The organism is Aeromonas aquatica (assembly GCF_000764655.1).
GTDB classification, from domain to species: Bacteria; Pseudomonadota; Gammaproteobacteria; order Enterobacterales; family Aeromonadaceae; genus Aeromonas; species Aeromonas aquatica.
On the sequence record NZ_JRGL01000014.1, the window covers coordinates 28240 to 41736 of the forward strand.

Annotated in this window: 12 protein-coding genes; 5 read left to right on the forward strand and 7 right to left on the reverse strand. The window is 62.2% G+C overall.

The window, feature by feature from the left end; all coding sequences use genetic code 11:
* Positions 1-17: 17 nt before the first annotated feature.
* The 6 genes from LG30_RS0104260 to LG30_RS0104285 form a co-directional block, all read right to left on the reverse strand.
* On the reverse strand, positions 18-1157 hold the full coding sequence (locus LG30_RS0104260) for a carbohydrate porin (RefSeq protein ID WP_033129477.1): 1140 nt from the start codon (positions 1155-1157) through the stop codon (positions 18-20).
* A 200-nt stretch (positions 1158-1357) separates the two neighbouring features.
* Positions 1358-2287 carry an ROK family protein gene (locus tag LG30_RS0104265; RefSeq protein WP_033129478.1) on the reverse strand — a complete coding sequence of 310 codons (930 nt, stop codon included), beginning with the start codon at positions 2285-2287 and terminating at the stop codon, positions 1358-1360.
* 11 nt (positions 2288-2298) lie between these two features.
* On the reverse strand, positions 2299-2610 hold the full coding sequence (gene chbA, locus LG30_RS0104270; protein WP_033129479.1) for a PTS N,N'-diacetylchitobiose transporter subunit IIA: 312 nt from the start codon (positions 2608-2610) through the stop codon (positions 2299-2301).
* A gap of 66 nt (positions 2611-2676) precedes the next feature.
* Positions 2677-4062, reverse strand: coding sequence for a glycoside hydrolase family 1 protein (locus LG30_RS0104275; RefSeq protein ID WP_033129480.1), 1386 nt, complete (start codon positions 4060-4062; stop codon positions 2677-2679).
* A gap of 54 nt (positions 4063-4116) precedes the next feature.
* Complete coding sequence (locus LG30_RS0104280; RefSeq protein WP_033129481.1) at positions 4117-5445, reverse strand: PTS sugar transporter subunit IIC; 1329 nt, start codon at positions 5443-5445, stop codon at positions 4117-4119.
* A gap of 40 nt (positions 5446-5485) precedes the next feature.
* Positions 5486-5791: a PTS sugar transporter subunit IIB gene (locus LG30_RS0104285; protein ID WP_033129482.1), complete on the reverse strand. Its 306-nt coding sequence runs from the start codon at positions 5789-5791 to the stop codon at positions 5486-5488.
* A 264-nt stretch (positions 5792-6055) separates the two neighbouring features.
* On the opposite strand from LG30_RS0104285, the gene LG30_RS0104290 reads away from it, so the two are divergent.
* Positions 6056-7351, forward strand: a complete 1296-nt coding sequence (locus LG30_RS0104290) for a PTS sugar transporter subunit IIC (protein WP_033129483.1) — start codon at positions 6056-6058, stop codon at positions 7349-7351.
* Between the two features lie 4 nt (positions 7352-7355).
* On the opposite strand, the gene LG30_RS0104295 is transcribed toward LG30_RS0104290, so the two are convergent.
* Complete coding sequence (locus tag LG30_RS0104295; RefSeq protein ID WP_033129484.1) at positions 7356-8306, reverse strand: AEC family transporter; 951 nt, start codon at positions 8304-8306, stop codon at positions 7356-7358.
* A 129-nt stretch (positions 8307-8435) separates the two neighbouring features.
* Between LG30_RS0104295 and treR the strand changes: the two genes are divergently transcribed.
* The 4 genes from treR (at position 8436) to LG30_RS0104315 (ending at position 13404) form a co-directional block, all read left to right on the forward strand.
* Positions 8436-9383 (forward strand): trehalose operon repressor TreR, encoded by a 948-nt coding sequence (treR, locus tag LG30_RS0104300; RefSeq protein ID WP_033129485.1) that lies wholly within the window; start codon positions 8436-8438, stop codon positions 9381-9383.
* Positions 9384-9574: 191 nt separating this feature from the next.
* Positions 9575-11005, forward strand: coding sequence for a PTS trehalose transporter subunit IIBC (gene treB, locus LG30_RS0104305; protein WP_033129486.1), 1431 nt, complete (start codon positions 9575-9577; stop codon positions 11003-11005).
* A gap of 95 nt (positions 11006-11100) precedes the next feature.
* Entirely contained in the window at positions 11101-12762 is a 1662-nt protein-coding gene (treC, locus tag LG30_RS0104310) for an alpha,alpha-phosphotrehalase (protein ID WP_033129487.1), read from the forward strand.
* An 84-nt stretch (positions 12763-12846) separates the two neighbouring features.
* Positions 12847-13404 (forward strand): sugar O-acetyltransferase, encoded by a 558-nt coding sequence (locus tag LG30_RS0104315; protein ID WP_052100844.1) that lies wholly within the window; start codon positions 12847-12849, stop codon positions 13402-13404.
* Positions 13405-13497: the final 93 nt, after the last annotated feature.

A 13497-nucleotide genomic window follows, 5' to 3' on the forward strand; every position in this document is an offset into this window, starting at 1 on the left:
TCATGCAGGCTTGCAACTCAGAAGAAGTACTTGAAGCGCACGCGGCCACCGTAACGGTCGATATTGTCCACCTCGCTGCTGTCAACATTCAGCTGCGACCAGTAGGCCCCCAGATAGATGTCGAAGTTGTCCAGATCCAGCACGCTCGGGATCTTGTAGGAGGCGTAGACGGTGTTGATGCTGTGTTTGCCGATCATCTTGCTGAAATCGGCGTTGTTGTTGCTCAGGTTGGCGTTGGTGATGTCGTTGATGGCGTAGATGTAGCCCAGACCGGCATTGTGCCAGATGAGGTTGGCGCCGAGGGTGGTATCGGTTTCATCTTCGGCATCCATGCGGGCCGCGTTGGCGTTGATGACCAGGGCATCCTGGGTCCAACTGGTGGTGATGCCGTAGCCCATGCGATCGGACACGGAGACATCGTCACTGGTCACGATGGCGTCGTTGATCACGTTGCCCTCGGCCCCCAGCGCGACCTTCAGGTTCTCTCCCTTCCAGGCGACGACCGGACGCACCATGATGGAGTCTTTGGCCTTGGTCAGCGCATAGCCATGGTACTGCTGACCGGCGAACAGGTTGGTGCGATCCCCGATCAGGCTGGAGAGCTCCAGATACCAGTTGCCGGTCTCCTTGTTCAGCAGCAGCTGACCCCCCTTGCCCGCCCGGCCGCGCCCTTCCTTCAGCATGTAGACGTAACCGTTGCCGTCGGAGTAGAGATCGTTGGCACTGTCCCCTGAATGCTCGACGAAGATGTCCTGACCCAGCGGGAACATGTCGTAGGCCTCGAAGCGACCGACCTTCATGCCCCAGTTGCTGCGCTGACCGAAGCCCAGATAAGCATCATCGGCACCGGCGCCGCCGTTGGTGCCTATGGTGGGCTGGATCTGGATCTGGCCGTAGCGACCATCCTCCAGCTCCCGCACTCCCTGGAAGTTCAGCAGCAGGCGACCGTCCTCGTCCCAGCGGTCGCTGCGGGTCTCGCTGGTCTGACCCAGCACGTTGCCACGGGTGGTGTTGGAGGCATTGAGGTTGATCTCCGCATCGCCCCCCAGGCTCAGGCGCCCAAAGTCCGTGTTGGTCTCCACCACGGCATTGGCCATGAAAGGAGTGCTCAGGGCCAGGATGGCGATCAGCTGGGCGGACAGGTTCGTCAGTTTCATTATTATCATTCCTTGAGTTTTATGATTTTGATATATAAGCGTTTATTTATTTGTCTCTCCGAAGAGAGGGCAAATTCGGGCATGCCTTTTCCCCATCGCAGGGCAATGTGAGACCAGGAACATGGGGGGTGCGGGTGGGCGGGGCCCTGCCCGCGTGCTAACTCAGGGCGGGCATCGACGCCTTTCCCTTCGGCCGGGGATCAGAGGGCCCATGTCGCGACTCCTTCGCTGCAGCTAGGCAACCAGGCGGCGCCCCGCACCCCGCTGCTGTCCCCATAGCGGGCGGGCAGCAGTCGGGTGATGCAGCGATCCGAGAACAGATAAGGCTCCAGCGCCGCTGGCAGCTCCCGATAGAGGGCATCGAGGTTGGAGAGACCGCCGCCAAACACGATGACATCCGGATCCAGCACGTTGATCAGGCTGGCCACGCTGCGGCCGAGGGCGCCGATGAAGTGCCTGTAGTGGGTGTGGGCCTCGGGGTTGCCCAGCGCCGCCGCCGCCATGATCTCCGGGGTGCTCATGCTCACCCCATGGGCCTGGTTGAAGCGGGCGCTGAAACCGGTACCGGAGACGAACCGTTCTATGCAGTTGTGGCGGCCGCAGTAACAGGGTTGAGCCGGGCCATCCAGGGCCGGATCGTAGCCGGGCAAAGGGTTGTGACCCCACTCCCCGGTGATGGCGTTGGGGCCGACCATGAGCTGGCGGTTGACCACCAGCCCCCCGCCGCAGCCGGTGCCGAGTATGATGCCGAACACCAGTCGCCCTGCCTCACCGGCCCCGTCGACGGCCTCCGACAGGGTGAAGCAGTCGGCGTCATTGGCGATGGCAACCGGCTGACCCAGCGCCCGCATCAGATCGCCCTCGAGATCCTGACCGTTGAGAAACAGGCAGTTGGCATTCTTGATGCGACCGGTCTGCGGGCTGACCGCCCCGGGCAATCCGATGCCGATGCTGAAGGGTCGATCCAGCTCCTGGCGTATGCCCTCCACCAGCTGGGTGATGGCGGCCAGGAAGTCGGCGTAACCCGTGGTCGGGGTCGGGATGCGCTTGCGCAGCAGGCTGACGCCTTCATCATCGAGCAGTTGTGCCTCTATCTTGGTGCCCCCGATGTCGAGTCCGAGTCGCAACATGATGGTGTCCCTCAGGCGGCCAGCTTGCGGTGCAGCTCGATGAGCTCGGTGACCAGCTCCCGGGCGAGCATGGCGGTCATCAGGTGATCCTGGGCGTGTACCAGGATCAGCTTGACCGGGATCTTGCCCTCCCCCTCATCCGCCTCGATCAGCCGGGTCTGCACGGCATGGGCGGCATTGGCGGCCTCGGCGGCCTGGCGCAGCAGATCGTCGGCCTCGGCAAACTGGCCGACTCTGGCCTGGCGCAGCGCCTCGAAGCAGAGGCTGCGGCTCATGCCGGCGTTGATGATGAGACCCATGACTGTCTCTTCCAGATCGAACATACACACTCCTTGGTGATGGCGCCGGCCCTGGGCCGGCGCGCGCTCTATACGGGTCTGACGGAATAATCAGTCGAAGCCATTCTCGCGGGCTGCGGTGGCGAACCACTGACCGCTCTTCTTGATGCGCCGGGTCTGGCTCTCCAGCTCCAGCTCGACGAAGCCGTAGCGATTCTTGTAGGCATTGCTCCAGGACCAGTTGTCGATGAAGGTCCAGAGGTGATAGCCCCGGCACTGGCAGCCCTCTTCCAGCGCCTTGTGCAGCCAGATGAGGTGATCCCGGATGAAGCCGATACGGTAGTCATCCTGGATCTGGCCATCCTCGCCCTTGAACCTGGCCTCCCCCTCGACCCCCATGCCGTTCTCCGAGATGTAGCTCGGGATGTTGCCGTAGTGGTCGCGCAGGTTGGTGAGGATGTCGTAGACCCCCTGCTCGTAGATCTCCCAGCCCCGGTGCGGGTTCATCTTGCGGCCCGGCATCTCGTAGTAATCGAAGAACCACTCCGGCATGAAGGGGCTGGCGGGGTTGACCGCGTTGCTGCGCGCCTTGATCCGGCGCGGCTGGTAGTAGTTGACCCCCAGCAGGTCGATCTTGCCGGCCGCCAGCAGGGCCTTGTCCCCCGGCTCGCAGGCCGGCAACTGGTCATACTCCTCGAGCAGCGCCACCAGCTCGGCCGGGTATTCCCCCTTGACCGCCGGATCCAGGAAGCTGCGGTTGAACATCAGATCGGCGATGTTGGCCGCCTTCAGATCCGCCGGATGTTGCGAGCGCGGATAGGAGGGGGTCAGGTTCAGGATGATGCCGATCTGGCCATCCTGGCCGAGCAGGCGGTAACGCTGCACCGCCGTGGCGTGCGCCAGCATGGTGTGGTAGGCCACGGTGGCGGCGCGGCGAAAATCCACCACGTTCGGATAGTGGAAGTCGTAGAGGTAGCCCCCCTCCACCGGCACGATCGGCTCGTTGAAGGTGAACCAGTGCTTGACCTTGTGACCGAACAACTTGAAGCAGGTCTCGGCGAACGCGGCGTAGGCGGCGACCACTTCCCGGCTCTCCCAGCCACCCAGCTCCTGCATGCTCATGGGCATGTCGAAGTGGAACAGGCAGATGAAGGGCTCTACTCCTGCTGCCACCAGCTCATCGATCATGGCGTCATAGAAGGCGACGGCCTCCGGGTTCGGCTCTCCCCGTCCCGCCGGGATCAGCCGCGACCAGGCGATGGAGGTGCGGAAACTGTTGTGGCCGAGCTGGCGCAGCAGGCGGATGTCGTCGCGAAAATGCTGGTAGAAACCGGACGTCTGCGCCGGCCCAATCTGCTGGTGGAAGCGATTGGGGGACTGCTCGAACCAGTGATCCCAGATGGTGGGCGCCTTGCCCCCTTGCTGGCTGGCGCCTTCCGCCTGGGCGGCGGACGAGGCACTGCCCCACCAGAACTGTTCAGGAAAACGGTATTGCATCTGTTGTTACTCCAGGCTTGAAAAGAGAGGCCGCCAGGCGGCCCCGGCAGACAATCAACGGCTGGTGGCAGCCGCCAGCGGACGCGCTTCCACGCGGTCGGCTTGCTCTTCCTGTTTGAGCAGGGTGCGCTCATAGGCTTTCAGGAAGGGGTAGTACATGGCCGCGGCGGAGCACATGCACAGCAGGCTCAGCACCATGGGGCTGATGGCCCAGTTGGCGGCCCAGGAGGCACCGATGGGCCCAGGCGTGGTCCAGGGGGTGAGGGACACCACCCGCTCCACCAGGCCGAAGTCCAGGGCAAACCAGGCCAGAGTGGCGTTGATCATGGGCACCAGGATGAAGGGCAGGAAGAAGACCGGGTTCATGACGATGGGGGCACCGAACAGGATAGGTTCGTTGATGTTGAACAGGCCCGGCACCACGCCCATCTTGCCGATGGATCTCAGGTGCGCCGCCTTGCTACGCAGCAGCAGGAAGGCCAGCGGCAGGGTGGAGCCGACGCCACCGATCAGCAGGTAGTGATCCCAGAAACCCTGCAGGAAGATGTGGGGCAGTGCCTCACCCGCCGCCATTGCGGCCTGGTTGTTGGCCAGGTTGGCCATCCAGAACGGATTCATGATGCCGGTGACGATCAGGGCACCGTGGATCCCGGCGAACCAGAGCACCTGGCACACCAGTACCGCCAGCAGCATGGCAGGCAGGGAATCGGACGCAGCCACCAGCGGCTTGACCAGAGACATGATGGCTTCCGGCAAGATCATGCCGGTGGTGTTTTCCAGCAACAGGTTGAGGGGATGCAGGGTCAGGATGATCACCAGCACCGGGATCAGCACCTCGAAGGAGCGGGCGACGCCGGTCGGCACCTGGGGCGGCAGCTTGATGGTGATGTTGTTGCGCTTGAGGAAGGCGTAGACCTCGGCCGCATAGATGGCGGTGATCAGGGCCGTGAAGATCCCCTGGCCGGAGAAGTACTGCATGGAGATGGCACCATCCTTGACCGGCGCGGCCACCAGCATGAAGGACATCAGGCAGAGCAGACCGGTGGTGACCGGATCCAGCCCGTTCTGGCGGGCCAGGCTGGCCCCGATCCCCACCGAGATGAACAGGGTCATCAGCCCCATGCTCAGCTGGAACGGCAACAGCAGCTGGGGTTGATAGGTGGCCGAGAAGTCGAGCCAGGCGCGGGCGAAGCCCCACTGGGTCTGGGGTGAGAAGGGGGGAAAGATGAACACCAGCATGAAGCTGCCGACGATCATGAAGGGCAAGGCGGCGATGAAGCCATCACGGATTGCCTGCACATATTTTTGCTGGCCAATCCGCCCGGCCAGCGGGCTGACCCGGTTTTCTATGGTACTGACAAAGCGTTCGTAAAGGGTGTTCATGAAGGTTTCCTTGTGACTTTCACTGGTTGGAGTCTGCTCATCAGCCGATCAGGGTGAGGGCGTGGTCGAGGACCTTGTCACCCCGTTGCATGCCGTAATCCATCATGTTGATGGTGTCGACCGGTACGCCGTGGGCTGCTGCCCGCTGCTGCAATTCGGCCTGCATGTATTTGACCTGGGGCCCCAGCAGCACGACCTGGTAGTGCGGCATCTGCAGATCGAACTCAGCCGCCCCGAAGGCCTGTATCTCTGCGCTCAATCCCCGCTTGTCCGCTTCCTCTTTCATCTTCTTGACCAGCAGACTGGTGGACATGCCAGAGGAGCAGCACAACATGATCTTTTTCATTTCCCGATTCTCCAGGGGTTCGTAACGGACGGGGCATTCTTGATCGAACGGATTTAAATTGGAAACCGGTTTCCACAATTCATCCATTGATGTGTGAGCGGGATCGGTAATTTCCGGTCAAGAGCGGCTGGAAGTGTGAGCGAAGTAATGAAATGGCAAAATGGTCGCGGATATTACGGAAACGGAGCAGCAAAATCGTCAGAATGGAGCCAAAGCCCCGGGATGACAGGGGATGAAAAGCGAAAAAGGACGGAAAATAGAGTGATGAACCTGCAATGGATGGCAATGCTGGTCGGCATGATTGAGCAGCGCATGGTACCGTTTGCCAATTGGCTGACCCGCAGTCGCCATGTGCTCTCGTTACGGGATGGTTTTCAGTTGGCCATGCCCTTCGTCATCGTCGGCAGCCTGCTGGTACCCATACTGTTTCCCCCCATATCTCCCGATACCCCGCACGCCTTCGGGCAGTGGCTGCACTGGCTGGCGCGGGAGCTGCACCCTTTTTTGTTTCCGGTCTATTCACACACCCTGGGGCTGGTGGCGCTGATCATCGCCTTTGGCTCGGCCTCCAGCCTCGCCAAGGCCTATGAGATGCCGGAGCGGCTGTGCGGCCTGGGGGGCTGCATGGCGTTTCTGATGCTGATCGACTTCCGGTCGCTGCAACCCGGGGTGTTTGGCTATCTAGGGGGGGCCGGGATCTTCACGGCCCTGCTGATGGCGTTCTATTCGGTGGAGGTGACCCGCTTCTTCTATCGTCGTGGCTGGTATATCAAGATGCCGGAGGAGGTGCCGGTGATGACGAGGCGGGGCTTTCAGCTGATAGTGCCGCTGCTGTTCACCATGCTCTCGCTGAGCCTGCTGCGACTCTGGCTGCAACAGCAGTTCGGGATCAGTCTGCCGGATTTCATGGCCTCCCTGTTCCGGCCCCTGATAGTGGGGGCCGATACCCTGCCCGCCCTGCTGATCACCCTGCTGATCGCCCACCTGCTCTGGTTCATGGGGATCCACGGCGCCCTGATAGTGACCGGTCTGCTGTCCCCCTTCTGGATGGCCGGGGTGAGTGCCAACCAGGCGGCGCTGATGGCGGGGGAGCCCCTGCCCCACATCTTCCTGCAGGGATTCTGGGACTATTACCTGCTGATCGGGGGCATTGGAACCACGCTGCCGCTGGTGTTTATGGCCATGCGCAGCCGCTGCCACTCCATCCAGTCGGTGGGCAAACTGGGCTTCATTCCCTCCATGTTCAACATCAACGAGCCCCTGCTGTTCGGCTTCCCCATCATAATGAACCCGCTGTTTTTCCTGCCCTTTATCGGCGTGCCGCTGATCAATGCGGTGATCGCCTGGCAGCTGACCCAGTGGGGTTTCCTCGACAGGTTCATCGCCCTGCTGCCCTGGTCCATGCCCTCTCCCCTCGGCGCCGCCTGGGCGGCGAACGGCAGCTGGAACAACGGCCTGATGAGCCTGGTCTGCATCCTCAACGGCTATGTGCTCTACCGCCCCTTCTTCCTGGCCCACGAGAAGATGGTGCTGGAGCAGGAGCGCGAGCGGCTGGGCTGAAGAACTATCCCATCAGCCCGAGATAGTTCATCAGCGCGGCCCCCAGGCTGGTGCTCACCAGCGAGCCGAGGGTGGTAGTGGCGATGATGTTCGCAGCCAGCACGCTGTCGCCGCCCATGGCGCGGGTCATCACATAGCTGGCGGCCGCCGTCGGGGTGGAGCTGATGAGAAACAGAATGCCGAGGGCCTGGGTGCTGAAACCGAGCGCCCAGGCTCCCGTCACCAGCAACACGGGGATGCAGAACAGCCGGTTCGCGGTGGCCCAGCCGGTCAGGGTGGCACCGCCTCGCAGGGCCTTGAGATTGAGGCTGGCCCCGGTGCAGAGCAGGGCCAGTGGCAGCGTCATGTTGGCGAAATAGTTGCCGGTGTTGATGACCAGCTTAGGCAGCTCTATGCCAAGCAGACCGAACGGCAGCGCCGAGAGGATGGCGATGATGAGGGGGTTTTTGACGATCCCCTTCAGGATGGGCCTGATCCCCCGCCCGCCCCCCAGGCTGCGGGTGAGGGTGATGACGGCGAGAATGTTGTAGAGCACTGTCACTGCCCCCACCAGCAGGGCCGCGGCACCGATCCCCTCGGGTCCATAGGCGTTTTGCACATAGGCCAGCCCCATGATCCCCATGTTGCCGCGAAAACTGCCCTGCACGAAGATGCCGCGCAGTTTCTGCTCGCTGATGAAACGGGCCGCCAGCAGCTCGAGTACCAAAAAACCCGCCAAAGTGCCCAGCAGGCCGTAGAGGATGAGCCAGGGGCTCGGCATGGTGGAGAAATCGGTGCGCACCATGCTGAGGAACAGCAGGGCCGGCAGGGTGACCTGGAACACCAGGCGGGAGGCGGATTCGACGAAGCTGTCCGGCAACAGGCCCAGGCGCTTGAGCCAGATCCCGAGCAGCAGCACCATGCAGATGGGGCCCGTGATGGAGAGGGAGAAGTGCAGACTTGCCAACAGATCCATGATGCGCGTCCTGTGCGAAGCGAGCGGCAGGCCGCCAGCCGGAATGAAGAGGCCATTCTAGCGTCATGGGCTTGTATTCACAGGGGTTAATCACAACAATGTGGTCAATTCCCTGCCTGAGCACCCGATATGGAAAAGAAACTGACCATCCTCGACATCGCCCGCCTCTCGGGCGTCGGCAAGTCGACCGTCTCCCGGGTGCTCAATCAGGATCCCAAGGTCAAGTCCCAGACCCGGGAGCGGGTGGAGCAGATCATTGCCGAGCACGGTTTCGTGCCGAGCAAGTCGGCACGGGCCATGCGCAGCCAGAGCCAGCAGGTGGTGGGCATCATCGTCTCCCGACTCGACTCCAGCTCGGAGAACCAGGCGGTGCGCGGCATGCTGGAGACCCTCTACCGCCATGGCTACGACGCCGTGCTGATGGAGAGCAAGTTTTCCCCCGCCAAGGTGAGCGAACACCTGGCCGTGCTGGAGCGGCGCGGGGTGGACGGCATCATACTGTTCGCCTTCAACGATCTCGATTACGCCACCATGGCCCCCTGCAAGGAGAAGCTGGTGCTGATGGCGCGGGAGCATCCGGGCTTCTCCTCGGTCTGCTTCGATGACGCCGGCGCCGTGCATACCATGCTGGCCCAGTTGGAGAAGCGCGGCGCCAGCGATATCGCCTATTTGGGGGTCGATACCTCGGATCTCACCACCGGCCAGCGCCGGCTCGATGCCTATCTGGCCCATTGCGCAGAGCGGGGACTGAGGGCGCGCACGGCGCTGGGGGATCTCAGCCTGCAGAGCGGCTATCGGCTGGCGGCCGAGCTGCTCACCCCAAGCACCCAGGCGCTGGTCTGTGCCAGCGATACCCTCGCCATGGGCGCGGCCAAATACCTGCAAGAACAAGGGCGCAGCGAGGTGTTGGTGACCGGCCTTGGCAACAACCCCCTGTTGACCTTCCTCTTCCCCAACGCCCTCAGCCTGGATCTCGGCTACAAGGGCGCGGGTGAACAGGCCGCCCGCCAGCTGCTCGGCCAGATCGAGCAAAACCGATCGCCGCAGGCCACCATAGCCCCCTGTCAGCTGCTGTGAGCCCCATCACTGCGCATTGAGCAAAATTCACCCGTTTTGTGATGTTCACCACGAAATGGGAACGTTCCCATTTTGATCGGGAAGAATTGGTAGCATGCTAAATAGGAACTATACCAAGAACACTCGGGTCGGCAGATTGGCCCTGCAGGGTGATGCATACCAAACTCACTGGAGTCACAGAGGGAAGACTCATGTCCAAGATCAACGCACAACATCTGGCCCAACTTATCGACAAGATCGGTGGCAAGGAGAACATCGCGACCGTCAGCCACTGCCTGACCCGGCTGCGCTTCGTGCTCAATGACCCGGCCAAGGCAGACCCCAAGGCCATCGAGGCCATACCGGCGGTGAAGGGAAGCTTCACCCAGGGCGGCCAGTTCCAGGTGGTCATCGGCAACGAGGTCGATCAGTGGTACAAGGCGCTCACCGAGGAGATCGGTGTCAGCGGTGCGAGCAAAGATGCCGCCAAGCAGGCCGCCCGCAAGAACATGAACCCGCTGGAGCGCGCCATCTCCCACATGGCGGAGATCTTCGTCCCGCTGCTGCCCGCCATCATCACCGGTGGTCTGCTCCTGGGTTTCCGTAACGTCATCGGCGACATCAAGATGTTCGATGATGGTACCCACACCCTCGTCGAGATCAGCCAATTCTGGGCGGGAGTTCACTCCTTCCTCTGGCTGATCGGTGAGGCCATCTTCCACTTCCTGCCGGTCGGCGTCTGCTGGTCTACCGTGAAGAAGATGGGCGGTTCCGAGATCCTGGGGATAGTGCTGGGGATCACCCTGGTGTCGCCGCAGTTGATGAATGCTTATGGCATCGGCGGCGCCGTACCCGATGTCTGGGACTTCGGGCTCTTTACCATCCAGAAGGTGGGTTACCAGGCTCAGGTCATTCCCTCCATCCTCGCGGGTGTGGTGCTGGCCTGGCTCGAAACCAACCTCAGACGCATCATCCCGGCCTATCTCTACATGGTCATAGTGCCGTTTGTTGCCCTCATAGTGACCGTCATCCTGGCTCACACCCTGATTGGCCCGTTCGGTCGCTGGATTGGTGAAGGCGTGGGTTATGCAGCCAGAGCCGCCATGACCGGCGATTTCGCCCCCATTGGTTCCGCTATCTTCGGCTTCTTCTACGCGCCCCTGGTCATCACCGGCATCCACCACACGACGAATGCCGTGGATCTGCAGTTGATGAAGGACATCGGTGGCACCCCGATCTGGCCGCTGATCGCACTGTCCAACATCGCCCAGGCGTCTGCCGTGCTCGGCATCATCCTGATCAGCCGCAAGGAGAACGAGCGCGAGATCTCCATCCCGGCCGCCATCTCCGCCTATCTCGGCGTGACCGAGCCGGCCATGTACGGCGTCAACCTCAAGTACAAGTTCCCCATGCTGTGCGCCATGATCGGCTCGAGCTGTGCGGCCCTCATCTGTGGCTTCGCCCATGTCATGTCAAACGGTATCGGGGTGGGTGGCCTGCCGGGCATCCTCACCATCAAGCCGGAATTCTGGGGCATCTACTCCATCGCCATGCTGGTGGCCATCGTCGTGCCCATGGTGCTGACCCTGGTGCTCTACAAGCGTCAACAGGCCGCTGGCAAGCTGGAGCTGACCGCCGCCTGACAGTTCCAAAAGTACTTAGGCGGAGCCCAGGCTCCGCTCTTTTTATTGGCCTTGTTCAACCCAAGGCCTGTTTCAACAAGATGAGCGACCCGACCATGAAACAGACCCCCTGGTGGCAGAGCGCCGTGATTTACCAGATCTACCCCAAAAGCTTTCAGGACTCCGGCGCCCGTGGCACCGGCGATCTCAAGGGGATCATGGCCCGCCTCGACTATCTCAAGACCCTGGGGGTCGATGCCCTCTGGCTGACCCCAGTGTATGTGTCCCCCCAGGTGGACAACGGCTACGACATCGCCGACTACCTGGCCATCGATCCCGCCTACGGCACCATGGCCGATTTCGAGGCGCTGCTGGCGGCCGCCCACGAGCGCGGCATCCGCATCGTGATGGACATAGTCGTCAACCACACCTCCACCGAGCACGCCTGGTTCCAGTCCGCCCTCGGGGATAAAAACAGCCCCTACCGCGACTACTACATCTGGAAGGATCCGGTGGATGGCGGTGTGCCGAACAACTGGATCTCCAAATTCGGCGGCAGCGCCTGGGAACTGGATACCGCGACCGGCCAGTACTATCTGCATCTGTTCGCCCGCGAACAGGCGGATCTGAACTGGGAGAACCCGGCGGTGCGGGCAGAAGTGAAGCAGGTGGTCCACTTCTGGGCGAAGAAGGGCGTCGACGGTTTCCGCCTCGACGTCATCAACCTCATCTCCAAGGATCAGCGCTTCCCGAACGATGACAGGGGCGATGGCCGCCGTTTCTATACCGACGGGCCCCGCATCCACGAGTTCCTGCAGGACATCAGCCGCGACGTGTTCGCCCCGGTGGGTGCCATGACGGTGGGGGAGATGTCCTCCACCTCGCTGGAAAACTGCCAGCGCTATGGCGCTCTCGATGGCTCCGAGCTCTCCATGGTGTTCAACTTTCATCACCTCAAGGTCGACTACCCGAACGGCGACAAGTGGACCAAGGCACCGTTTGATTTCCTCGAGCTCAAGCGCATCTTCGACCACTGGCAGAGCGGCATGCACAGCAAGGCCTGGTCCGCGCTGTTCTGGTGCAACCACGATCAGCCGCGCATCGTCTCCCGCTTCGGTGACGAGGGCGAGCACAGGGTTGTTGCCGCCAAGATGCTGGCCAGCACGCTGCACGGCCTGCAAGGCACCCCCTACATCTATCAGGGGGAAGAGATCGGCATGACCAACCCGGGCTATGGCAGCATCGACGACTACCAGGATGTGGAGAGCCGCAACATCTTCGCCATCAAACAGCGCGAGGGCATGAGCGAGGCCGAGATCCTCGCCATCCTGGCCGCCAAGTCGCGGGACAACTCCCGCACTCCCATGCAGTGGAGTGCGGCCCCCAACGCCGGGTTCACGACAGGCACCCCCTGGCTCAAGCCTGCCGCCAACTACCCGGCGATCAATGCCGAGGCGGCGCTGGCCGACCCGAACTCGGTGTTCTGGCACTATCGGGATTTGATTCGCCTGCGCAAGGATTACCCCATTTTCACGCAAGGGGATTATCAGGAGCTGCTGGCGGGGCATGAGCAGATCTGGGCCTATGCCCGCCGTGCCGACGGTCAGACCCTGCTGGTAGTGAGCAACGTCTACGGCGAGAAAGTGGACTTTGCCCTGCCCGCCGGCATGCAGGCAGGTAAGGGACGCCTGTTGCTTGGCAACTACCCGGACGGCCCGGCCCAACCGCGCTCTTGCATATTGCGTCCCTACGAATCCCTGATCTGGTTGGTGGAATAGATGACTGAAGCAACGACAAACGCAGCGACCCGCCAGCAGAGCGCCACGGCGCAGAAGAAAGAGCGCGGGGTCGAGTGGCACAAGATGGTGGCGGGCCAGCCCTATGACGCGGCCGATCCCGAGCTCAGGGCGGCGCGGGAGCGCTGCCGCTCCCTCTACCACAGCTTCAACACCCAGTGGCAGGAGAAGCCAGAGCGCGATGCCCTGCTGCGAGAATTGCTTGGCAGCCGTGGCACCTGCTGCGCCATCAACCCGCCCTTCTTCTGCGACTACGGCGCCAACATCCATCTGGGGGAAAACTTCTACGCCAACGTCAACTGCACCATCCTCGACGTGTGCGAGGTGCATATCGGCGACAATGTGCTGCTGGCGCCCGGGGTGCAGATCTACACCGCCGCCCACCCGGTGGCGGTGGTCCCGCGCGTGGCCGGGGTCGAGTTTGGCCAGCCGGTGCGCATCGGCAACAACGTCTGGATTGGCGGCAGCACCGTCATCTGCCCGGGCGTCACCATAGGGGATAACAGCGTGATCGGCGCAGGCTCTGTGGTGACCAGGGACATTCCGGCCAACGTGGTCGCCGTCGGCAACCCCTGCAAGGTCCTGCGACCCATGACCGCCGAGGAACTGGCGGGCACGCAATAGATTAATCAACCATAAAATGGTGAAATACAGGAATAAAAGAAGGCGCCATCGAGGCGCCTTTGTTGTTTCTGCTAATCAGTCCGAATGGAGCAG

Coding starts and splice junctions, on each gene's coding strand:
- treR (WP_033129485.1), top strand. CDS start 8,436: ATGGAAAAGAAACTGACCATCCTCGACATCGCCCGCCTCTCGGGCGTC.
- LG30_RS0104315 (WP_052100844.1), top strand. CDS start 12,847: ATGGTGGCGGGCCAGCCCTATGACGCGGCCGATCCCGAGCTCAGGGCG.
- LG30_RS0104275 (WP_033129480.1), bottom strand. CDS start 4,062: ATGCAATACCGTTTTCCTGAACAGTTCTGGTGGGGCAGTGCCTCGTCC.
- LG30_RS0104290 (WP_033129483.1), top strand. CDS start 6,056: ATGAACCTGCAATGGATGGCAATGCTGGTCGGCATGATTGAGCAGCGC.
- treC (WP_033129487.1), top strand. CDS start 11,101: ATGAAACAGACCCCCTGGTGGCAGAGCGCCGTGATTTACCAGATCTAC.
- chbA (WP_033129479.1), bottom strand. CDS start 2,610: ATGTTCGATCTGGAAGAGACAGTCATGGGTCTCATCATCAACGCCGGC.
- LG30_RS0104295 (WP_033129484.1), bottom strand. CDS start 8,306: ATGGATCTGTTGGCAAGTCTGCACTTCTCCCTCTCCATCACGGGCCCC.
- treB (WP_033129486.1), top strand. CDS start 9,575: ATGTCCAAGATCAACGCACAACATCTGGCCCAACTTATCGACAAGATC.
- LG30_RS0104265 (WP_033129478.1), bottom strand. CDS start 2,287: ATGTTGCGACTCGGACTCGACATCGGGGGCACCAAGATAGAGGCACAA.
- LG30_RS0104280 (WP_033129481.1), bottom strand. CDS start 5,445: ATGAACACCCTTTACGAACGCTTTGTCAGTACCATAGAAAACCGGGTC.
- LG30_RS0104285 (WP_033129482.1), bottom strand. CDS start 5,791: ATGAAAAAGATCATGTTGTGCTGCTCCTCTGGCATGTCCACCAGTCTG.
- LG30_RS0104260 (WP_033129477.1), bottom strand. CDS start 1,157: ATGAAACTGACGAACCTGTCCGCCCAGCTGATCGCCATCCTGGCCCTG.